The organism is Accumulibacter sp. (genome assembly GCF_029255285.1).
In the GTDB taxonomy this organism is placed as follows: Bacteria; Pseudomonadota; Gammaproteobacteria; order Burkholderiales; family Rhodocyclaceae; genus Accumulibacter.
Genome location: NZ_JAPUVI010000095.1, coordinates 29109 through 52352, shown reverse-complemented (window position 1 = coordinate 52352; position 23244 = coordinate 29109). Strand labels below are relative to the sequence as shown.

13 protein-coding genes are annotated in these 23244 nt (G+C 68.1%); 8 read left to right on the top strand and 5 right to left on the bottom strand.

Going from position 1 to position 23244, the window contains the following annotated elements; all coding sequences use genetic code 11:
• Positions 1-50 precede the first annotated feature (50 nt).
• From Q1M07_RS13425 to Q1M07_RS13415, 3 genes are read right to left on the bottom strand one after another with little or no spacing between them, the layout of a single operon-like run.
• Complete coding sequence (locus tag Q1M07_RS13425; protein ID WP_300454418.1) at positions 51-812, bottom strand: lipopolysaccharide kinase InaA family protein; 762 nt, start codon at positions 810-812, stop codon at positions 51-53.
• A complete protein-coding gene (locus Q1M07_RS13420) occupies positions 809-3742 on the bottom strand; it encodes an ATP-binding protein (RefSeq protein WP_300454417.1) in 2934 nt (977 codons plus the stop codon). The genes Q1M07_RS13425 and Q1M07_RS13420 overlap by 4 nt, the downstream gene beginning before the upstream one ends.
• Positions 3739-4599 (bottom strand): substrate-binding domain-containing protein, encoded by an 861-nt coding sequence (locus Q1M07_RS13415; protein ID WP_300454416.1) that lies wholly within the window; start codon positions 4597-4599, stop codon positions 3739-3741. Before Q1M07_RS13415 ends, Q1M07_RS13420 begins: the two co-directional genes overlap by 4 nt.
• Positions 4600-5044: 445 nt before the next feature.
• Here Q1M07_RS13415 and Q1M07_RS18760 point away from each other — a divergent pair, with 445 nt between their 5' ends.
• Positions 5045-6829, top strand: coding sequence for a Mut7-C RNAse domain-containing protein (locus Q1M07_RS18760; RefSeq protein ID WP_366984115.1), 1785 nt, complete (start codon positions 5045-5047; stop codon positions 6827-6829).
• Positions 6830-7104: 275 nt separating this feature from the next.
• On the top strand, positions 7105-7692 hold the full coding sequence (locus tag Q1M07_RS13405) for a PEP-CTERM sorting domain-containing protein (RefSeq protein ID WP_300454415.1): 588 nt from the start codon (positions 7105-7107) through the stop codon (positions 7690-7692).
• 184 nt (positions 7693-7876) lie between these two features.
• Here the strand turns inward: Q1M07_RS13405 and paaK are convergent, their stop codons facing one another.
• Positions 7877-9208, bottom strand: coding sequence for a phenylacetate--CoA ligase PaaK (gene paaK, locus Q1M07_RS13400; RefSeq protein ID WP_300454414.1), 1332 nt, complete (start codon positions 9206-9208; stop codon positions 7877-7879).
• A 180-nt stretch (positions 9209-9388) separates the two neighbouring features.
• Between paaK and Q1M07_RS13395 the strand changes: the two genes are divergently transcribed.
• From Q1M07_RS13395 to Q1M07_RS13380, 4 genes are all read left to right on the top strand, one after another.
• Positions 9389-10723 carry an MATE family efflux transporter gene (locus Q1M07_RS13395; protein WP_300454413.1) on the top strand — a complete coding sequence of 445 codons (1335 nt, stop codon included), beginning with the start codon at positions 9389-9391 and terminating at the stop codon, positions 10721-10723.
• 138 nt (positions 10724-10861) lie between these two features.
• Entirely contained in the window at positions 10862-12508 is a 1647-nt protein-coding gene (locus Q1M07_RS13390) for a FecR domain-containing protein (protein ID WP_300454412.1), read from the top strand.
• On the top strand, positions 12508-15393 hold the full coding sequence (locus tag Q1M07_RS13385; RefSeq protein ID WP_300454411.1) for an EAL domain-containing protein: 2886 nt from the start codon (positions 12508-12510) through the stop codon (positions 15391-15393). The genes Q1M07_RS13390 and Q1M07_RS13385 overlap by 1 nt, the downstream gene beginning before the upstream one ends.
• Before the next feature lie 3 nt (positions 15394-15396).
• On the top strand, positions 15397-17325 hold the full coding sequence (locus tag Q1M07_RS13380; RefSeq protein ID WP_366984114.1) for a diguanylate cyclase: 1929 nt from the start codon (positions 15397-15399) through the stop codon (positions 17323-17325).
• A gap of 31 nt (positions 17326-17356) precedes the next feature.
• Here Q1M07_RS13380 and Q1M07_RS13375 read toward each other — a convergent pair whose 3' ends face one another.
• A complete protein-coding gene (locus Q1M07_RS13375; RefSeq protein ID WP_300454410.1) occupies positions 17357-19702 on the bottom strand; it encodes a response regulator in 2346 nt (781 codons plus the stop codon).
• Positions 19703-19916: 214 nt separating this feature from the next.
• Between Q1M07_RS13375 and Q1M07_RS13370 the strand changes: the two genes are divergently transcribed.
• Together Q1M07_RS13370 and Q1M07_RS13365 are read left to right on the top strand one after the other, a co-directional pair.
• Positions 19917-20699, top strand: coding sequence for a substrate-binding domain-containing protein (locus Q1M07_RS13370; RefSeq protein WP_300454409.1), 783 nt, complete (start codon positions 19917-19919; stop codon positions 20697-20699).
• Positions 20700-20709: 10 nt separating this feature from the next.
• Positions 20710-23184, top strand: coding sequence for an ATP-binding protein (locus Q1M07_RS13365; RefSeq protein WP_300454408.1), 2475 nt, complete (start codon positions 20710-20712; stop codon positions 23182-23184).
• The last annotated feature ends 60 nt before the right edge of the window (positions 23185-23244 follow it).

Below are 23244 nucleotides of genomic sequence, written 5' to 3'. Positions count from 1 at the left end.
CCGGCCAGCCGCCCCGCGCTACCCAGAAAAGCCACGAGGCGAAGCGGCGCTCACGCATCGAAGAAGCGGACGATCCTGCTTATCCGCTTGCGGTCGCCTTCGCTCACCCGGGCGTGCCCGGCGTAGTCGAGATAGAAGCGCAGTCGCTGCGTGCGCGACAGCAGACGCCGGGCGGGCTTGTCCAGCCAGGCAAGATCCTTGACGATGCGGTACTGGAGGACGGCGCCGCGGTAGAAGGTGCCGCTCGGACAGTCGATCAAATAGACCGTCGGCCGCGATCCGCCATCGACCAGCAGGTTGCGCCACTTCAGATCGTTGTGCGCGAAGCCGTGGTCGTGCAGCGTGCGCGCGATGCCGGCAATCTGCCGCGCCGTGTGGGCAACCCAGTGCCGGTCGTGCAGGCGCGGATCGTCGACGCGCGCCAGTTGCGCCAGATCACTGGTTGCGGGAATCTCGTCGGTCACCACGGCGCCCCGCGTGAAGCCGCCGAAGCGACGCTCGAGGCCATAGGCGACCAGCGTCGCGGTCGGAATTCCCCAGTCCCGGAAAGCCTGCAGGTTACGCCACTCGGCCCGCACGCGCGGCGGACCCAGCCAGCGGCGCAGGCCAAACCAGCGGCGCGTGAGATTCTTGCCGGTGCCACTGTAGCGCTTGACGTAATAGCGCTTGCCGCCAGCGCTGACGCGCAGCACCCGGCTCAGCGAATCGCTGGTGATCAGCTCGCCGTCGAGCGAAAAGACGCGGTCGATGTCGCCGAACAGTTCCGCCACTTCGTCCGCCGGGTGTTGCCGGTTGACCCACCAGAACCTCAAGTCGTCTCCCTTTCGCCCACCCGGCCGCTCAGCGCGAGATAGCCCAGCAGGCGCGGCAACTGGGCCTCGAGCTCGCGCGTCAGCGCGGGAAGCCTGGCCGTCGCCGCGGCCAGATCGCCTTGCGTGCAAAAGCCTTCCATCTCCTCGGCCAGGGCACCCAGCGCTTCGAGCCCTATCGCCCTGGCTCCGCTCTTCATGGTGTGCACGATTCGGCGCGAGGTCGGTGCATCGCTCGCTGCCAGCGCGTCACCGAGTTCCTTCAGCGTGCCCGGTGCCTGGTCGCAATACATTTGCAGGATACGGTTCACCGCTTCCTGGTTGTCTGACAGCGTCTCGAGCAGCAATTGCGGACGGTACGCCGATCCCGGGGGCACCGTCGCCAGCGGCTCGGTCGTCGCCCTGCCGCCCAGCCAATGCCGCAATACCGCCACCAGGCGCGCCGTTTCGACCGGTTTCGTCAGGTAGTCGTTCATGCCAGCGTCGATACTGCGCTCGCGGTCGCCCTTGATGGCGTTCGCCGTCATCGCGACGATCGGAATCGTGCGCCTCGCCACGCCGGCCGCCCCCGCCCGGATGCGCGCGGTAGCCTCGTAGCCATCCAGTTCGGGCATCTGGCAGTCCATCAGCACCAGGTCGTAGTCGATGCGTTGCAGCGCCTCGATGGCCTCGAAACCGTTGGCGACGGCGTCGGCGGCGACTCCCAGGTGATCGAGCAGAGCCAGAGCGACGAGTTGGTTGAAGGAATTGTCCTCCACCACGAGAACCCGTTTTCCCTCCACTCGCCACGCTTCGAGCCGCGGCGCGTCCGGCTCCGGCGCGGCGTCCGGGTGCGCCGCGAGCGGCGCGCACGCCGGCAGGAAGTCGACGACGAACCAGAAGGTGCTGCCGACACCGAGCGCGCTGTCGACGCCGATCTCGCCGCCCATCAGACTCACCAGGCGCTGGCAGATCGCCAAGCCGAGGCCAGTTCCGCCGAAGCGCCGCGTCGTCGAGTTGTCGAGTTGCGAGAAGGACTGAAACAGATCCCGGCGCTTTTCGGGCGCGATCCCCATGCCCGTGTCGCGTACGGAGAAGCGCAGTCGCGGTGCGTCGGTCGGACTCGCCGGCGCGAGCGTCACCGAAACTTCGACTTCGCCGCGGCTGGTGAACTTGATCGCGTTGCTGAGCAGGTTCACGAGGATCTGCCGCAGCCGCCCGGGGTCGCCGCTCAGGCGGTCCGGAACGTCGGCGGCGATCTGCCAGCCGAACCGGAGCCCCTTCTCCTCGGCCCCGTAGCGGAGCAGGTCCATGACCTCCGAAACGACCGAGCGCACGGAGAAATCGATCTCCTCGATCTCCATCCTGCCGGCCTCGACCTTCGAAAAATCGAGGATGTCGTTGATGATCTGCAACAGGGAATCGGCGCTCTTCATCGCCGTTTCGGCATACGTTCGCTGCGTCTGGTCGAGTTCGGTATCGAGCAGCAGGTGCGTCATTCCCATGACGCCATTCATCGGCGTGCGGATCTCGTGGCTCATGTTGGCGAGAAACTCGCTCTTCGCGCGGCTGGCCGCCAGGGCATGCTCCTTGGCTTCCTCGAGCAGCCGGGCGGCGGCGGCGTTGGCCAGCGCCAGCGCGAACAGTTCGCCGATCTGGCTCAGGAAATGCCTAAACTCGGGATTTTCCGTCTGCTGCTCGCCGGCCAGAAAGAGGACGCCCAGATCCGTGCCGCCGTGCAGCAGGGGAATCGCGTAGCCGCCCGGCAGGTCGCCGCTGGATTCCAGCACGGCGATTCCGGTATCGGGTTGCGGATGCGCATACCGGCTCTCGAAGTTCGCCGGCAGTCGCAGTCCGCCGCTGACGCGCAGCGGTTGCAGGGCGCCGGTCGCCGCATCGCGCGCCAACAGGCCGGCGGCCGACACCCGGCCGGGCGCCGATTGCACCAGGATGCCGAGCGCTTCGTCCAGCCGCTCGTTCAGCGACTGGCCGACACCTTGCAGCACGCGGGCGATCGCGTACTTGCGCTCGGCGTTCTCCTGGTTGGCCCGTTCGGCAAGCTCCTTCTGCTTGGCCTGGGTGATCTCCAGGCCGATGCCGCGATAGCCGCGAAAGCTGCCGTCCGCGGCGAACACCGGTTTGGCGCTGATGCGCAGCCAGCGCGGTTCGCCATCGATGCCGCGCAGCACGTACTCGAAGTCCCGAAACGGCCGATGATGCTCCAGATCGTCCAGATGAGCCGCCCACAGGGCGGGATCGACCATCTCGGGAATCGCCAGCTCGGGGCGCCGCCGGCCGATGAAGTTCGCCGAGTCGACGTTGAGAACCCGGTCGGTGTTGGGTGAGAAATAAGAAAAGCGCAGGTCGGCATCCATCTCCCAGAACCAGTCGGATGCCGAATCGGTGAAGTCGCGAAAACGCGCCTCGCCGTCGGCCACGGCCTTCTGCGCCCGGCGCAGCGCCTCGAGCGGCATGCGGCGCAGGGGCACGAAGAGCAGGAAGGCGAGTAGGCCGCTGCCGATCATGATGAAGACAGACTGCCGCACGATCGGGGCCACCGAGGCTTGCACGCTAACCGTGGCGACGGGCTCGCCGGACACGACGACCGTCCGGGTGCGCTCGCTGGTCGGCGGCGCTGGCCGCGCCGCAATCGCCGCCAGTTCGACGCCCTGCAGGTCGCGTATCGTCACCGCCCACTCCGGGTGCTCGACGACGATCTCGTCGATGGAATCCGTCAGCCGTTCGGCGGTATAGCGCCAGACGCCGGGATTGCGCGCGATGGTCCGCCCGAGCAGCACGGCCTGGGCACTGGCGGCGGTGTCCAGACGCTGCGCGAGACCTTCCCAGCCGATCAAGAAGTAACCCAGCGGCGGCACGACGAAGACGAGCAGCGCGACGGCGCCGGTCAGCGCGCTCAACAGGCGCCGCAGACGCTGGTCGGCGCCTTCAGTCACGGCGCGATCGGAAAGAAGCCCCAGCCGGCGGCAAGCCGACGCCCTCTGTCCGATCTGGCGAAACCGAGAAAGCCCTTCACCGCCGCGTTGGGTGCCGTCGACGTGGCCACCACGATCGGCTTCATCCAGGGATAGCCCCCGCTGGCGATCACCTTGTCGCTGGCTTCGACGCCGTTGACGACGACCGGATTGACGCGCCGCCCGTCCAGTCGGGCGAGCCCCAAAGTGGTCGGACCGATGGCGCCCGGCAGACGCGCGATGAGGTCGATGGCGTCGAGGTCGTTGTCCGCGTACAGCAGGCCCTTGCGCAGGTAGGCCGCGTCCACCGCGTCGTTCAATTCGGGAGCCATGCCGCGCAGGATGAGCATGTCGCTTTCGCTCTTGCTGCGCATGACGAGGCGAATCGGCGTCCCGTCCTCCCACTGCGTCCGCCGCCCAGCGTAGATGTCGGCCAGCTCGCGAAAGGACAGCCGCGGCGCGTGGGGACCATTGACCACGATGACGAGGGGCGTGCGAGCGTAGGTCTCGGCCTGAAGCTGGGTCGACTCGTCGGCCGTCGGTGCCCGCCCGAGCAGCGCGATCTCCAGCCCGCCGGCGCGCAGCGCCCGCACGCCGCCACTCGAGCCCAGGGGCGGCATGAGCACGTTGATCTCGGCGCCGGGCGTCGATTTCCGGTATTCCTGCGCCAGACGCTCGAACAGCGCGCTGCCGACCCCGGTGCCGCCGATCCGCACGGGTTCCGCCAAGGCCGCGCCAGCCATCGACAGGACGGCGATCAGGCACGACAAGACGTGCCCGAGCGTTGTCCAGGCGGACGAACACACGTCGCGGTGGTGTCGGACAAGCGGGTTCTTCATTCTTCAGTCTCCGATGGAGAATTTCGGCTGGCAGGCGGTCCTCCCCTGGACTCGACTACTTCATACCGACCGCAACGCGAAAGGATTGGAAAATCAAAGCAACACTCGGGAGTATCTCCGGCATTGGGTACGGCAGTCAATCGCCGCATGGCGCGTGGGCCATGGCGGGAAAGCGTCGCGCCGAGCGATCCCGCTGAGCGTGCCATGGCATGACGGTCGATTGGGGATTGTCCTGCCCTGACGGCTTTGGCCGACGAGCTTTGACGACCGCCTGCCACTCCCGCCGCGCCGCCGGCCGCGACCCTTTTCCGCGGCCCGCTCAGCGCACCGCCAAGTTATTGATCCGTGCGGCGGCCTGTGTCATTCTGGACTGCTCGAGCGGTACGACAAGGAAGCACATGCCCTCTTCGCGACGCCCGGCGATTCCATCGCCGGCCGGCCGATCTTGACCGGCGACTGGCGGGCCGTCCCGGCCACCGGCCAGGACGATGCCGGCCGGCCGCTCGCCGCGGCCGCCACCGGCGGCGTCGCGACTTTCCGCTTCTACGGCGAGCTGAACGATTTCCTCGCCGCGCCTCGCCGTCAGCGCGACAGCGAGTTGCGCGGCGCCAGCTCGGCGACCGTCAAGCACCTCATCGAGACGCTGGGCGTACCGCACACCGAAGTCGAACTGATACTCGTCAACGGCCGCCCGGTCGATTTCGCGCAACGCCTGCAGGCCGGCGACCGGGTCGCCGTCTATCCGGCGTTCACGACGCTGGAACTCGGCCCGCTGCCGCGCCTGCGCCCGGCGCCGCCGGCGGACCCGCGCTTCGTCGTCGATGCGCACCTGGGCGGCCTGGCCCGCCTGCTGCGCCTGGCCGGCTTCGACACGGTCTGCGACCAGGCGCTCGACGACGCCGGAATCGCGCAGCTCGCGGCCGACGACGAACGCATCGTCTTGAGCCGCGACCGCGACCTGCTCGAGCGGCGGGCCATCCGCCACGGCGGCTACGTGCATGCGCAGAACCCCGACCGGCAACTGGTCGAAATCCTGGCCCGCTTCGACCTCGCCGGCCGCCTGCGGCCGTTCAGCCGCTGCCTGCAATGCAACGCCCCGCTGCTGGCCGTCGATAAGGCGCTCGTTCTCGACGCCCTGCCGCCGCGTGTGCGCCACACGCAACAGGAGTTCAGCCGCTGCGCCGTCTGCCGCCGCGTTTACTGGCCGGGCAGTCACTGGCAGCAGATGCGCCAACGCCTGGCGGCGGCCGTCGCGGCCGCCGGCCGCCGACGCCGGCCGCCGGCGCTCGACTGCGCGGCGCTCTTTTCGGCGGCCGCAAGACAGCGCGAAATCGACGCTTTGCAGCGGACGATGGGCACCGAGTTCGGGCTCACCTTCGTGCATATGGACATCCACGATGCGGCGGAGGTCGCCGCCGTGGTGGCGTGTTTCGCTCGCGCCAAGGTCAATGGCAGCGCCGCCGAAGGCCGCCGTTTCGCGCGCGGCGTGACGCGCAACCCGATGCTCGCCGGCCAAGGGATGGCGCCGGTCGCCGCCTGGGCAGCGAGCGGCGTCGAGGCGCCGGGCGGGAAGCACCAACGCTTCGCGCTCATCGCCTTCAACACGCGCAACAATCAGGTCATGGAGGACGCCTTCGGCGACCTGCGCCCGCTCTTCGGCGCCGACGCCTTCGCCCGCATCGAGCGCCTGACGCTGTTGCACGAAACGGCGCACGTCGTGGTGCACCACGCCGAGCAGTCGGGCGCCGACGCCTGGGCCGCCGCGGTGGCGGCGCGCGACGCCGCCGACGGCCAGGCCGGCGCCGCCATCCGCGACTGGGCCGGCGGCCCGCAGGCGGCCATCGCCCACCCCGACCTCGTCCGGCTGCTGCTCGGCGAAGCCGACGCGCTCGCCGCCCTGCAGGCGCGCCTGCGCGCCGGCGAGGACGGCCTGACCTACGACGCCGACCGCGTGCGCGACGCCTTCCAGGCCATCAAGGCGCGCGCCGACTATCGAAACTTTCAGGAGAACATGGCCGACGCCTTCATGGCCATCGTGCTGCGCCAGGAAGGTGTCGACCTGACCGGGGTAGTCGGCGCCGCGCGCGCCGCCGGCGACGCCGAGCACGACAGCCAGCCCGGTCTGGCGGCGGTCGGCGCGCTGCCGGCCAGCTCGCTGGACGGCCTGAACCTGCGCCAGAGCATGGCCCTCGCCGCGCAGCTCGTGCGCCGCGCGCTGGGCCTCGGCTAGGCCGTCCGTCGGCCAGCACCGCTTCCGTCTGCGGCGACACCGGCGCGGCGCCGCGGACGGGAGGCTCAAGCTTGCCGTCTTTCCGGACAGGAAGAATCGCGGCGACGATCCATCGTTCTCCCATTTGAGCGTGGGCAAGCGCGAAATTTCCTCCTTCACTTTCAGCCTCCGGATGGCGTGTTCCTGGAGATGCCTGGCAAGGGGAACGGACCGATCAGGGACCGAAAGCGTAAGCCTTTTGCCGCCGCCCGCCGCTGAGGTTGCAGCAACATCCTTTGGCGGACTCGAGCGCCTCCTGGCCGTCAAGGCGTCTTGGGGAGACGCCGCCCCCGCATGACTACTTCCTGACCGCCGATTCCGTTCCGGGGGTGGCGCAGCCCTACTTCGTGATGCAGTTCGAGCGGCCGATCGTCTTTGTCGGGCTGTCGATCAGCGATTACACCGGCGTCGGCGGCAGCAGCCGTTTCGATCTGCTGGCTGGCGACGACCTGGCAAGCACCGCGGCGCTGCCGGAATACGTTCACCGGCCAGACGTCGCGTGGCCGCCGTATGTGCTAGAGGACGGCGGCTTTCTCCACTTGGTCGGCTCAGGCAGGCGGATTGTCCGGAACTTCCGCCCGAGCTTCAACTTCGCCGTCCTGCGTCTCGATCCGGCCGACGCAACGGTCGGTTTCGACAACGTGTTCGTGATCAATGCGGTTCCCCAGCCAAGCGTCCTGACGCTGCTGCTCGCCGGACTCGGGGCGTTGGCCGCGACCCGGCGCCGGTCAGCGGCCGGAACGACTCCGGGGGCAGCCGACGCTTGCCGCCGGTCCCGCTTGCCCAAGGGCGCGGTTCCGGAGGCTGGCGAGTCCGATCACTGAGGCGAATCGATGGCCTGCGCAGCCTCGCTGAGCCTCGCCAGGAGTGCCGGACCGTCCGCTTGGCGGCCACCGGAAGCCGGGTACCGGCGCGCGATGGCGAGCGGCGGAACACCCGCCGAGCGGTCCGGAACGGGCCTGCGGCCGGGGCTGGCGCATCGCCGGCGATTTCGCGACAGGTGCCGCGTCAGGGGTTGGCGCGAGGGGTCGCCCCCGGCCGCCGGTCGATGACGCGCCGCGCCTTGCCGAGCGAGCGTTCGATGCTGCCGATGTCGGCGATGCGCACCTCGGTCGAGATGCCGACCAGCGACTTGATGTGCTGCCGCAGCGTGCCCGCCACGTAGTCCCGGTCGACCGCCGACAGATAGCGGTATTCCCGCTTGAGTTCGACATCGACGACGACCGAATCGAGGTGGCCGTCGCGGAAGACTTCGATCAGGTAATGCGGTGACAACTTGGGCTGCTGCAGGATCAGTTCCTCGATCTGCGATGGGAAGACGTTGACGCCGCGGATGATCAGCATGTCGTCCGAGCGGCCGGCGACGCGGGCCATGCGCCGCATCGAGCGCGAGCTGGGCGGCAGCAGGCGCGACAGGTCGCGCGTCCGGTAGCGGATCATCGGCAGCGCTTCCTTGCACAGCGAGGTGAACACCAGCTCGCCGGGCTCGCCGTCGGGCAAGGCCCGGCCGGTCGCCGGATCGACGATCTCGGGATAGAAATGGTCTTCCCAGATCACCGGCCCACCCTTGCTTTCGAGGCACTCGCAGGCGACCCCGGGGCCGATCAGTTCGGACAGCCCGTAGAGGTCGATGGCGTCGATGCCGAAGGTCGTTTCGATCTCGCTGCGCATCGCCTCGCTCCATGGCTCGGCGCCGAACATGCCGACGCGCAACCGGGTCGAGGCCGGGTCGACGCCCTGGCGTTTGAACTCGTCCGCCAGGTTGAGCATGTACGAGGGGGTCATCACGATGAGGTCGGGCTGGAAGTCGACGATCAGCCGCACCTGCTTCTCGGTTTGCCCGGCGGACATCGGAATCACCAGGCAGCCCAGACGCTCGGCGCCGTAGTGCGTGCCGAGACCGCCGGTGAACAGGCCGTAGCCGTGGCCGACATGCACCATGTCGCCGCGTCGGCCGCCGGCGGCGTAGATCGAGCGCGCCATCAGCCCGGCCCAGCGGTCGATGTCGTTTTGCGTATAGGCGACGACGGTCGGCTGGCCGGTGGTGCCGGACGAGGCATGCACGCGAACGATCTCGTCGCGCGGCATGGCGAACATTTTGAAGGGGTAGTTCTCGCGCAGGTCGGCCTTGCTGGTGAAGGGAAATTTCCGCAGGTCGTCGAGCGTGCGCAAATCGTCGGGATGCACGCCATGCGCGTCGAACTTGTCCCGGTAATGGCGCACGTTCTCGTAGGCGTGACGTACCGACCAGCGCAGGCGCTCGATCTGCAAGGCGCTGATTTCGTCACGGCTGGCGGTTTCTATGGGCTCATAGCCGATACGGCGGCGGTCGGCGGTCATGGGACGGCTCCAGCGGGCAAAGTGCCGACCCTACTACCAGCGCGGTCCGGTTTCAAGCACCGGTCGAACCGTCCGCCGCGCTGCCGGGCGGCGAAAGCGGCGGCGGCCACGCGCCGCTCCCCGCCGGCGGCGGAAATCGGTTAGCCTGAGCGGCCGTTCATTCGCCCCGCGCTCCGCCTCATGCTCGCCCAGTCCTGTCGCCTGATCGTCGCGCATGCGGCGCCGATGCTCGTCGCCCAGTTGAGTTCGATGGGCATGATGGTGATCGACACCGCGCTGCTCGGCCACTACGGAACCGAGGATCTGGCGGCGGTGGCGGTCGGCGGCGGCATCTACATTTCGGTCGTCTTTGCCCTGGTCGGCGTGCTGCAGGCGGTCGCCCCGGCGGTCGCCCACCTGCACGGCGCCGGCCGCGACCCGGAGATCGCCGGCACGCTGCAACAGGCGCTGTGGCTCGCCCTCTTGCTGGCCATGCCGGGCGTCCTGTTGCTGCTCCACCCCGACGCCCTGCTCGCGCTGTCGCGCATCGACCCGGTGGTGGAGGGCAAGGCGCGCGATTATCTGGCCCTGCTCGCTTACGGCCTGCCGGCCGTGCTGCTCTACCGGACTTTCCACGCCTTCTGCAACGCGCTCGGAAAACCGCGTCCGCTGCTCCTGATCAGCCTCGCCAGCACGCTGCTGCACGGCGTCCTGGCCTGGCTGCTGGTCACCGGCGGCTGGGGCGGCGAAGCGCTCGGCATTCTCGGTTGCGGCATCGCCAACGCCGCGGTCGGCTGGTTTTCCATGCTCTGTGCCGCCGCCTACCTGCTTTTCGCACCGCCGCTGCGGCGCTACCGCCTGCTCGCCGACTGGCAACGACCTCGGCGCCGACCGCTCGGCGAGCTGCTGCGGCTCGGTTTGCCGATCGGTTTCTCGCATTTCGTCGAAATCTCGTCGTTCACCTTGATGGCGCTGTTCGTCGCCCAGCTCGGCGCGACCGTCGTCGCCGGCCACCGTATCGTCGCCAACCTCGCCGCGATCTGCTACATGCTGCCGCTGGCGCTGGCCATCGCCACCCTGGCGCAGGTCGGCCAGGCGGCCGGCGCGCGCGACTGGCGGCGGGCGGAACTGTCGATCGGCGCTGGACTGCTGCTCGCCGGCAGCTTGTCGACGCTGCTCGGCCTGCTGCTGTGGCTGATCGCCGAACCGCTCGCCGCCGCTTATACCGACGACCCGGCGGTACGCGCAGTGGTACTGGCGCTCATCGGCTACGTCGCCTTCTACCAGATCTTCGACGCCTGGCAGACGATCGCCGCGCATGCCTTGCGCGGCTATCGCATTACCCTCGCGCCGATGTTCGTGCATGTGTTCTGTTTCTGGGGGGTCGGCCTGTTCGGCGGCTGGTGGCTGGCTTTCCACGCCCGGCAGCCGATGGGGGTGGCCGGCTTCTGGCTGGCGTCGCTCCTCAGTCTCGTCCTCGCCGCGCTCCTGCTCGGCGCCCTGCTGTGGCGCGCCATGCGCGCGTTCAGGGAATGAGCGGCGGCTTGGCCGCCCGCCAGTGGCCTGGGCGCCGCCGCCATCCGTGGAAATACCCCGCGCACGGCCCGGCAGGGCGTACACTTCCTTCGAGGTCCAGATAAAGAGAAAATTGGCTCAACCGGAGCGACCGTCCCCATGATTTCGACTCTTAAACCAATATTTTCCGGTGGTCGCCCGTCGATCGTCGTCGCCACTTTCTGCCTCATCGCCAGCGCCAACTCGCTGTCGGCCGATGATTTCAGTTATACCGTACGCGCGGGCGACAACCCGTGGAATCTGACTCAGCGATATCTCAAGAGCGTGAACTACTGGCCACGGGTCCAGGACTACAACGGCATCGTCGACGCTACGGCGATGCGGCCGGGAACCCGCCTGCTCATTCCGCTGAGCTGGATGCGCGGCCTGGCCACCGTGGCCCAGGTCGCCGACCTGCGCGGCCGTGCCGAACTGCTGCGCGGACGGGAGAGCACGCCGGTCAAACCGGGCCTCACGGTGGCCATTGGCGACCGCCTGCGCACCGCCGCCGACAGCACGCTGACGCTCGAGTTCGCCGATGGCAGCCGCAGCCTGGTCGGCCCCGATTCCGAATTGCGCCTGACCGACCTGCGGCGGCTCAAGGCGTCGGCGGCCCAACAGGTACGCATCGAACTGCCACAGGGTCACCTGGAAAACAACGTCACGAACAGTCGGCGTCACGGCGGCCGCTTCGTCATCGATACTCCGGCCGCCGTGGCCGCCGTACGCGGCACGCGCTTCCGCGTTGCCGCGTCGAACAAGGACATGCGCAGCGAAACGCTGGGCGGCGAGGTGCTGCTGCAGAACCATGCCGGTCGCCGCGTCCTGCCCGCCGGCACCGGCTCCCTGGTGCGCGACGGCGGCGCGCCGACACCCGCCGTCGCCCTGCTGCCGGCGCCACGGCTGGACCATCTGCCGGCGCGTGTCGAGCGGCTTCCGCTGGCGCTCGAATTCCCGGTCCTGCCCGGCGCCGTGCGCTACCGGACGCAGATCGCCCCGGCAACGGGGTTTTCGGTGCTCGCGTCGGATGCGCTGAGCCACTCGCCGCGCACCTCGAGTTCGACCAGCCTGCCTGACGGTCGCTATCGGCTGCGCGTACGGGGGATCGATGCGAACGGCCTGGAAGGGCTCGACGCCGAACGCGAAATCGAACTCGATGCCCGCCCGGAACCGCCCTTCCCGAGCCTGCCGCCGCCCGACGGCTTCGTCGTCGACGAGCCCATCGAGTTTCGCTGGGCGGCGAGCAGCGAAGCGGCACGCTACCGCTTCCAGTTGGCCGGCGACGAAAGCTTCGGCTCGCCGCTGCTGGACCAGGACCAGCTCGAACAGGCGACGTTCACCGTCACGCAAGCCCTGCCGCCCGGTCGCTACTTCTGGCGTGTCGCCATGCGCACGGCGGCCGAAGGACAGGGACCGTTCTCCGACCCGCAGCGCTTCCGTCGGCCGCCGCCGGGCCCGCTGCCGGAAGCGCCGAATATCGCCGGCGACACGCTCGAACTGCGCTGGCGGGCGGCCGCTCCGGGCGACCGTTATCAGGTCCAGATCAGCCGCCAGGCGGACTTTTCGGAGCCCGAGGTCGACCGTCAGACGAGCGAGGCCGCGATCTCCCTCGACCGGCCTGCGGCCGGCGTCCATCACGTGCGCCTCCGCACGCTGGCGCCGGGCGACCCGCCGGGCCCTTGGGGCAGGCCGCAACAGATCGAGGTTCCGCGCGACTGGCGGCCGCTCATGCTCTTGCTCCCGGCCTTGTTGATCCTGGCGCTTTGATGCCGCCCCGCCTGCGAAGCTGGCTGGCGCGCCGCCGCGGCTGGCTGCTCGTCGTCACTCTGGCCTGCCTGGCCGTGTTGGGCGACGCGGGCCCGCTGCAGCGACTCGATCTGCTGCTGTACGACGCCGTGGAACCCCTTTCGCGACCGGCCGGCGGAGCACCGCGCGCGGCCATCGTGGCGATCGACGATGCCAGTCTGGCCGCGCTCGGCCGCTGGCCCTGGCCGCGCGACGTTCACGCCGAAATCATCGATCGCCTGACTGCCGCCGGCGTGTCGGCCGTCGGCATGGCGATTCTCTTTCCCGAACCGGCAGGCGGCGACGGTCGCCTGGCCCGGGAGCTGTCGCGCTCCGGCCGCGTCGTCCTGGCGCTCGCGCCGAGTCCGGCGACGCCTGGCCAGAGCGGCGTGCGCGCCATCCTGCCGGCGCCAGAACTGACGGTCGCCGCTGCCGCGCTGGGCCATGTCGACGTCGAACTCGATGCCGACGCGCTGGTGCGGCGGACCTTCCGCCACGCCGGCACGGCGGCTCCCAAGTGGCCAGCGCTGGCGCTCGCGGTCTGGGAGCTGGCCGGCGAAGGAAGCACGGGCGCGCTACAGGCCAGCGCTTACGATCTCGCCACGGGAACTCCGTTCGCCTGGGTGCGCCGCGGCGAGATGTTGCTGCCCTACCCCGACGAGAACGCCGCGCCGCCGACGATCTCCAGTTTCGACCTGCTCGACGACCCGCGCCTGGCCGCGCAGTTGCGCGGCAAGGCCGTTTTTGTCGGCACCACGGCGACCGGACTCGCTGCCGGGCTGGCCACGCCCAACCCGGCCAAAGCGGCGCCGATGGCGGCCGTCGAGTTTCACGCCCGGGTCTACGAAGCGCTGGGCAACGGGCAGGTTTATCGCACGGCCGACAAGAGCGTCACGCTGCTCTTCACGTTGCTCTTCCTGGGCCTGGCCAGCCTCGTCTATCCGCTGCTCGGTATGCGCTGGGCGATCGCCGGCGGCTGCCTGGCGATTCTGCCGCTTTTCGCCAGCGCCCTGGTCCTCCGTCTGGCTGCTCTCTGGGTACCGCCGTCGGCCGCCACCGCCGGTTTTGTCGCCGGTTACCTGCTGTGGTTCGCGATGCATCTCAGGCGTACGCGCGGCGTCCTCCACCTTGCTCGCCAGAATGCCGACGCGACCCTGCGTTCGATCGCCGACGCGGTCATCACGCTCGATGGGCAGAAGCGCGTCGTGCTCATGAATCCGGTTGCCGAGCAACTGGCCGGCCGCTCTTTCGGCGAGCTGCGCGGTCAGGTTGCGGGCGATTTCCTCGCCGTCGTCTGCGACGATCCGGCTCCCATCGAACGACAGCTGGCCGCCTGCCTCGCCGGCCAGGCCGGCCACCGCCTGGCCGAACCCCTCGCCTGGCGCCGGCCGGACGGCCAGCGGTTCAGCCTGCGAGCGACCATCACGCCGATCGACAACGGACGCCAGGGGGCCGTACTGGCCTTGAGCGACGTTACCGAAGCGCTGGCCTTCACGTCCCGCCTGCAGTACGAAGCGACCCACGACCCGCTGACCGGCCTGCCGAACCGGACTCTCCTGCTCGACCGCCTGCGCCAGTCGCTCGCCCAGCAGCGCCGCCACGGGGGAATGATCGCCCTGCTCTTCGTCGACCTCGACCGCTTCAAGCGCATCAACGACAGTCTCGGGCACGAGTCGGGAGACCGCGTGCTGAAGGTGATCGCCGAGCGCCTGGCGGCCGCCGTCCGGGCCGACGATACGGTGGCACGCTGGGGTGGCGACGAGTTCATCGTGCTGATGGACAACGTCAGCGATCGCTCCGCCGCGGCCAGCGTCGCGGGCAAGATCATCGACCTGTTCGATCGCGAAGTCCTCAGTCAGGAAGGCAGTGCCCTGTTCTTGTCGGGCAGCATAGGGATCAGTATCGGCCCGCAGGACAGCGCTGATGCGGACACCCTGCTGTCGATGGCCGATCAGGCGATGTATCGCGGCAAGCGCGCCGGCGGCGCCAGCTTCACTTATTACTCGGCGGCCATGAACACCTGGTCGCGCGAGCGCCTGAACCTGGAAAACGCTCTCCGGCGAGCACTCGCCAACCAGGAGTTCGAACTGTTCTACCAGCCGCAGATCGAGATCGCCAGCCGCCGCCTGGCCGGTTTCGAGTCGCTGATCCGCTGGCGCCGACCCGGCAGCGGGCTGGTCAGACCCGACGCCTTCATTCCGGCGGCCGAGGAGAGCGGCCTGATACGCAGCATCGGCGACTGGGTGGTCGGCGAAGCGGCAGCGCAGGTCGCCCGCTGGGCGGCGGCCGGGCGGCGTCCGGTACCGGTGGCGGTCAACGTCTCCGCCCGGCAGTGTGCGGACATGAACGTCGTGCAGGCGATCCGCGGCGCCCTCGCCGACAGCCGCATCGATCCGGCACTGCTGCGCATCGAGCTGACCGAGTCGACCGCGATGCACAACCCGGACTTCGTGGCCACGCTGCTCGCCAGTGTCGGCGAACTCGGCGTCGGTATCGCGGTCGACGATTTCGGTACCGGTTACTCGTCGCTCTCCTTCCTCAAGCGCTTCCCGATCAGCGAACTCAAGATCGACAAGAGCTTCGTCGGCGGCATCGCCAGCGGCAGCAACGACGCGGCCATCGTGCGCGCGACGATTGCCCTGGCGCACGGCCTCGGAATGACGGTCGTCGCCGAGGGGGTCGAGACGGATGATCAACTCGCCTTTCTCGACGGGCAAGGCTGCAACCTGGCGCAAGGCTATCTGTTCGCGCCACCGCTGTCGGCCGAGGCCGCGCTTCGATGGCTGAGAGCGGCACGGCAAGCGCCCGTGTCGGCGGCGAATCTCCCTTCGACGAGCACAACTGATACAGTGCACGGTGACTCGTAACCCATGTCCGACAACGGCCCGCCGGCAATGAGCAAGATCGAACAACTACGCATCAACGGCCAGCTCCCCAGCCCGAAGGGAGTGGCACTGGCGATCATGGAAGTCAGCCGACGCGACGACGCGACGCTCGACGAGGTGGCAAGGGTGGTACAGAGCGATCCGGCTCTTTCCAGTCGCTTGTTGCGGCTGTCGAACGCGGCGACTGCGAGCGGTGCTCGGCCGGTGGCCTCGATTCGCGAAGCCGTGCGGCGTCTCGGCATGGCCAGCGTTCGCCAATTGGCGCTGAGCTTTTCGCTGGTCGACCAGTACCTGGAAGGACCGTGTACGGCTTTCGACTATGCGGGTTTCTGGTCGCATTCGCTGTTCATGGCTGTGGCCTGTCACGAACTGGGCCGGCTGATCCGCTGCGCGTCGCCGGACGAACTCTTCGCCTGCGGCTTGCTGGCCCAGATCGGCCGCCTGGCGCTGGCCACGGTCTACCCGGCCGACTACGCGAACGTACTTGCCACCGAAAGCCGTGGCGCGGCGCTTCGGGCTCTCGAGCGCGAACGTCTGGGAGCCGATCACAACGACTTCACGGCCGCCATCCTCGCCGACTGCGGCATGCCCAAGGCGCTCGCCGAGCCGGTCTACCACCACGAGTCACCTGACGCGGCGGGCTTTGCGGACGGCTCGCGGCCCCAGCAATTGGCCCATCTGTTTTTCCACGCCCGACGTATGGCCGATCTCGGTTGCGCCCCGGTAGACGAACGCCACGGCGGAGTTTCGGAACTGCTGCGACTCGGCGGCCGGATCGGTCTGGATGCACCGGCATTGGGAGAGGTGTTCGATAGTGTCGTCGAGCAATGGCGCGATTGGGCCGAACTCCTGAAAGTGCCGGCCGGCCCGCTGCCGCTTTTCAGCGCCATCGCCGACGCGCCCGTACCGCGACCCGAGGAAAGCCTTCCGGCGACACGCAACCGGCAACGCATACTGCTCGTCGAAGACGACCCGATGAGCCGAATGATGACCGAGGGTCTGCTCGATCACCTGCTCGGCTGCACGGTCTACTCGGCCGAAAACGGCAAGGAAGGGCTGGCGCTGGCGCTCGAAATCATGCCGCAGATCGTCATCACCGACTGGCTGATGCCGGTCATGGACGGGCTCGATTTCTGTCGCGCGCTGCGTGGCACGGACTGGGGCCAGTCGATGTACGTCATCATGCTGACCGGTGAAGAGACCGAAGAAAAAATCATCGAAGCCTTCGAGGCCGGCGTGGACGATTACGTCACCAAGCCGCTCAACATTCGTGCCCTCAACGCGCGCATGCGCGCCGCCCTGCATTACGTCAAGCTGCTCGAGGCCTGGGAGACCGACCGGGCACAGCTCAAGCAGTTCGCCGCCGAACTGGCCGTCAGCAACCGCCGGCTCGAACACGCCGCGATGACCGACCTGCTCACCGAGCTACCCAATCGGCGCGCCGGAATGGAGGCGCTGACCCGCTTCTGGAGCAGCTCGCAGCGCACGGGACAGCCAGTCGCGGCGCTCATGATCGATGTCGATTTCTTCAAGTCGATCAACGACCGGTACGGGCACGCGATCGGCGACCGCGTGTTGCAGGCGGTCGCACGGGCCATTCAGAAGGCGGCGCGCCGCGACGACAGCGTCAGCCGGCTCGGTGGCGAGGAGTTCCTGTTGTTGTGTCACGACGCCGACCCGCGGGCCGCACTGCTGGTCGCCGAGCGCCTGCGCCGGATGATCAAGGCCATGACGATCAACGTCGCGGGCATGGAAATCACGACCTCGGTGAGCATCGGCGTGGCCAATCGCGAGAACAGCATGCCGCACGAGGACGATCTGCTGCGGGCCGCCGACAAGGCGCTCTACGGCGCCAAGAAAAGCGGCCGCGACCGCGTCTGCCTGTTTGCCAACGGCAAGACACTGGGTGGTTGACCAGGAACGCGGACGCCCACGGCTTCGCGCGTCAGACCATCTGACCGACAGGCTCGTCCAGCCCGGGCTCGACCGGCAAGGTCGCACGGCTGGCGCGCAATGCGCAGCGTATGCGCAACATGAGCAGTCGCCAGTCTATCGGTCGCCCGACAAAGTCGCTTGCCCCGGCGAGGTAAGCGTGCTCGATCGAGTCCGGGTCATTGCTGCCGGTCAGCATCATGATCGGTAAGCTCCAGTTCCCGGCCTGCCGACGAATCTGCTGGCAAACCTGGTGCGCGTCGCAATCGGCCAGCGCGACATCGAGCAGAAGCAGATCGACCGCCCGCTCTTCGACCAGGGACAGGACATGCTCCGCGGCGCTCGCTTCGCTCACCGCAAATCCGGCGTGCCGCAGCGACTCGCTAGCCAGCAGGCGAGTCATCGTGTCGTCGATCACGAGCAGAACCCGAGCGCCTTCGCGCGCCTGGGCGATGGGCCACGCCACCGCCTCCCGACGGCCATCGGCGGCCAGCGGCAACCCTTGCCCAGCCGCCGCTTCGAACGATCTTTCAGCAAGCTCCTGCGCGGGCGGCAGGCTTGCTCCGGCCGCTTTCGGCGGCGCGGTCGCCGCAGCCGGCGCCAGGTAGCGGCCAAGTGCGGCGGCAAGCTGTTGCCGGGTGACCGGCTTGCTGACATAATCGTCCATGCCGGCGGCCAAGCAGCGTTCGCGGTCGCCGGCCAGCGCGTTTGCCGTCAGGGCGATGATCGGCACGCGCCGCCGACCGGCCTCGTGCTCCGCCTGCCGAATCTGCCCACTCGCCAGGTAGCCATCGAGCACCGGCATCTGACAATCCATCAGGATCGCGCCGTAGGCCACGTCGCGCGCGGCGGCCACCGCCTGCGCGCCGTCGTTCGCCAGATCGACCTGGCAGCCGAGGCTCTCGACGATCGCCGCGGCGATTTCGCGGTTGACCGCGTTGTCCTCGACCAACAGGACGCGGCCGCCCATCAGGCCGCCGGCTGGCAGTGGCGGTTGGCGAGCCGGCAAGGGGCCGTCGTGGCGAGCGGCGCGCAGCCGGAACCAGAAGGTTGAACCGTGTCCTTCGCGGCTCTCGAAACCGACTTCGCCGCCCATCCGTTCGGCCAGCTCGCGAACGATCGCCAGGCCGAGGCCGGTGCCACCGAAGCGGCGGGTCGTCGAATTGTCCGCCTGCGAGAAGGGCGCAAACAGCTTGGCACCCGCCTCACGCGAAACGCCGACACCGGTGTCGCTCACCGCGTAGCACAGTCGGCAGAACTCCGCTTCGCCAGCCGCTGCGTTGCCGGCCACGGGCGGCTCCGGCTCGCCGGTCAGCGATACGGTGATGCTTCCCCGGGTGGTGAATTTGACGGCGTTGCTCAACAGGTTGCCGATGATCTGCCGGACGCGGTGAGGATCGCCGAGCACCGCTGGTGGCAGATCGGCGCCGGTCTGTACGCGGAAGTCGACTCCCTTGAGCGACGCCGCGTGCATGAAGACCTGCGCCACTTCATCGAGCAACTGCCGGGGGTCGAAAGGAAGGCTTTCGAGTTCGACCTTGCCCGATTCGATCTTCGACAGATCGAGCACATCGTTCAGCAGGTGGAGCAGCGCTTCGGCCGACTGGCGCAGCGTGTCGACGTAGCGGCGCTGGCGCGCCGTCAGCCGGGTGTCGAGCAGCAGGTCGGCCATGCCGATCACGCCGTTCATCGGCGTCCGGATCTCGTGACTCATGTTGGCCAGAAAAAGCGACTTGGCGCGATTGGCCGCCTCCGCCTGCTGCTTGGCGACGTCCATCGCGTGGGCCGCCACCTCGAGTTCGATGCGCTGGCGCACCTCGCGGACGGCGGCGGTGAGTTGTTCGCGTGCCGCACGAAAGACGACCAAACCGTAGATGGGTGCCACGACGGCCAGCGCGTAGCCGGGACCATCGCCCTGCCACAGCGAAACGACCACCACCACCAGCAAGGGTGGCAACAGCCAGATCAGCAGAGCCCAGCGGACGAGCGCCAGAAAAAACGCGGCGACGGTGAGCGACCCGACCAGGACGAGCAGCACCAGCGCCGCCGCCCGTGGCGGCAACTGAGCATAGATCACGGCCATGCTGAAGGCGTTGCTCGCCGCGAGCAGGCCGGCCATGCCGAGGAAACTCCGGCGCGCGCGCCGGCAACCGGCCGGCGTCGTGGCGAGCCGCCGCCAGTTCCTGTACAGCGCTCGCCGCCAGATGGCGACGGCGATGGCCGCCAGCAGAATGACGCAAGACGGCAACGGTGAAAGATAGATCGCCGCCAGGACGGCGACGATGGCCTGGCCGAAGACCATCGCCAGTGCCGAGGAGCTTGCTTTCTCGATCGCCCTGCCGGTCAGTTCCGTCTCCACCCGGTCTGCCTCTTGGGGAGCAGCGGCACGATCGGGGTCAGCCGGGGATCTTACGACCATTGGCACGAGAAGTCGGTTGAATTGGATGAAGGCCACCTGCGCCGGGAATTCCCCCACCGCTTTCTCTGACTGGCCGCCCACTGTCCGAGCGCCGATTTGACCTCATGGCGATCAGCGGCAAGAATAACGCTTTTGCTTGGCAGGAAGCAACGTCATGGTCCGCCGATACATCTTGATTCTCGCCGCACTGCTGACGCCATGGATCGTCCATCCGGCTGCGGCAGAAAGCGCCAATCTGCTGATCTACTGCGGTATCACCATGGTCAGGCCAATCACCGAAATGGCTCGCAAGTTCGAGCAGAGCGAAGGAATCAAGATCACCATCGCGCAGGGCGGCTCGGAGGATCTGTTCCAGAGTGCGAAACGAAGTGGTCTCGGCGACCTCTATCTGCCCGGCGAGCCGAGCTACTACACCAAACACCTGGCCGAAGGCTTGTTCGGCGAGCCGGTCACCGTCGGTTACAACCAGCTCGGCCTCTTCGTGCAGAAAGGAAATCCGAGGCAGATCAAGGCCGACGCCAGGGAACTGCTGCGCAAGGATCTCGCGGTCGTCCTCGGCAACGCCGAAAGCGGCAGCGTAGGCCTGGAATCGAAACGCCTGCTGGACAGTCTCGGCATCTACGCGCGGGTGGTGGCCAACGCCGCCTTCCTTTCCCCGGACTCACGATCGATCAACAACGCCATGCGGCGAGGCGAGGCGGATGTCGCCCTCAACTGGCGGGCGACGGCCTTCTTCCCTGACAACGCCGCGGCGATCGACCTGCTCGACCTCGACCCGAAGCTCGCCAAGCCGCAAGCGCTGTTGCTGATACAACTCAAGCTCTCGCAGAACCCGGCCTTGAGCAAGCGCTTCATCGACTACGTCGCTTCGGAAATGGGGCAGGCCATCTTCCGCAAACACGGTTTCTTCGACGCTCGTTCGCGGGCGGGCCGCTAAGGCGAACCGCGTGCTCCTGACGCCTGTTCTGGCACCGCTGCGCCGCTACTGGCAGCGTCTGCGGCGCCAGGAACTGTGGCTGCGGTGGCTGATGGCGGCCTTCTTCATCGGCTTCCTCGCCGTTTTGGGCGTCGCCTGGATTTTTGCCGAGTGGATCGAACAGCTCGACCGCCAGCAGGCCAACGAGCGGGCACGCCTTTTTGTCGGCGAGGAAATCGTGCGCCTCATCGGCGCCATCGAAACCGACTTTTATCGCCTGGCGATGACCACCAGCCCGCAGAACCGGGAGCGGATCCATCGCGAGCTGTTGGCGAAAGCCAAGGATCTCGAACACGGCATCGAGGTCATCGAGCGAGGGGGGACCATCCGCCGGCAGGTCGACCTCAACGTCGAGGGTGCCGACCAAATGATCCGCGAAGCAAGCTTTCGTCCCGACCCGCAGGCGACGGGCTACGTGCTCGAGGTGATCGAGATCGGTCCACAGATCGACCAGATCCGCGCCAAGGCGGCCGAGCTGCGCGAGCTCACCGAACGCCGCGAAGCAGCCCGCGAACTTTCGGCCGAGGACTCGGCCGGCAAGCAGGAAGGCTTGGCCTTCATGGCGATCGAGCGCGAGATCAAGGCCTATTTCAAACTGCTGCCGCCGGCCTTCTTCCGCTTCACCGAGAACGCCAATCGGCTGTTCTTCGAAAGCGACCAGCGCTTGCGCGAGCTCGAAACGCAACTCGATGGCCAGCGCCTGAACTACCGCCGCGCGGAAGCGGCCTTGATTCTTCTCGTCGTCGCTTTCGTCACGGGAGTCGGCGTCCTCGTCACGCGCCAGATCGCGGCCAGCAACCGTCGCCTGCAACGCGCTACGGAGGAGATGCGTGCCGCCAAGGAACTGGCCGAGCAGGCCAGCCAGGCCAAGAGCCAGTTTCTGGCCAACATGAGTCACGAGATCCGCACGCCGCTGAACGGTGTCCTCGGCCTGGCCGACCTGCTCGGGCGCTCGTGCCTGGACCCGGAGCAAAGGCAGCGGGTCGAACTGATACGCCAGTCGGGCGGGCACCTGCTTTCGCTGATCAACGATGTTCTCGATCTGGCCAAGGTCGAGGCCGGCCGGCTCAAGCTCGACGTCGAGGAACTCGACCTCGACGCCGAAGTCGATACCGTTACCCGGCAGTTCGCCCAGCGTGCCCGCCAGAAGGGATTGCGCCTCGCCGTCGAAAGCGTCGCCGGCCTGCCTTGCGTACTGGGCGACGGCTTGCGCGTGCGCCAGGTACTGACCAATCTGATCGGCAACGCGCTCAAGTTCACCGCCGAGGGAGAGATCACGGTCCGTCTATGGCCACTGGTCGGCGAGGACGGCAACGGACAGGTTCGCACCGAGGTCCTCGATACAGGCATCGGCATAGCGTCCGACAAGCTGGCCTGCATTTTCGAGTCCTTCGTTCAGGCCGACGATTCGACAGCCCGTCAATTCAGCGGCACGGGACTCGGACTGACCATCGCGCGCGACCTGATCGCGACCATGGGCGGCGAACTCGGCGTCGACAGCGTCGTCGGAAAAGGTTCCCGCTTCTGGTTCAGCCTGCCATTCGCATCGCCTGCCGCCGTGCCGGCCGATTGCGCGGCGACGCGCCGCGAGATCGATCCCGGCTTGCCGGTCGAACCGGAAACACCGGCCAGCGCCGCGCACCAGCAAGCGCCCAAGGGCACGGCCGGCAGCCTGCTGCTGGCCGAAGACAATCCGGTAAACCAGCTCGTGGCAAGTCAGATTCTCGAGTTTGCCGGTTACTCGGTAAGCCTCGCGGCGGACGGGCGCCAGGCGGTCGCGGCGGTGCGCGCGCAACGCTTCGACGCCGTACTGATGGATTGTCAGATGCCCGAGATGGACGGCTACGAGGCGACGCGGCGGATCCGCGCGCTGGAAGACAGCGGCGCGCTGCCCGGCCGCTTGCCGATCATCGCCATCACCGCCAACGCTTTCGAGAGCGACCGCAAAGCCTGCCTGGCCGCCGGCATGGACGACTTCCTCAGCAAGCCCTTCGCGGCCGATGTCCTGCTGGCCAAGCTGGCTTCGGCGATAGGCCGTCGCCCGGCGAGCACCGCGCCCCCTCCCGGCGCACCGCCCAACCCGACCTCTGGAAATGGCGCGGCGACTGACGAAGGGCTCGACCCTGCCGCACTCGAAGAACTGCATTGTCTCGGCGGCAGCGCGCTGTGCACACGGATTCTCGCGCTCTACGGCAGGAAACTCGGCGAACATCGCGCAGCCATCGTCTCCGCGATCGCGGCCGGTGACCTGGCGACGATGTCCCGTCACGCCCATACGCTGAAATCGGGCAGCGGTCAGATCGGTGCCGGGCGTCTGCGCGATCTCTGCGCCAGCCTCGAACAAGCCGGACGCGACGGTCAGCTCAGCAGGGCGAGCGATCTGCAAGCCCCGTTTGCCGCCGAATGCGACCGTGTCGCCAGTCTACTCCGGCGTATGGAAGGCTAGCGGAAGCTCACAGTCGCGCCAACCGGAAGAAGGGAGCGCCCAGCCGGACGTTCGCCCCGC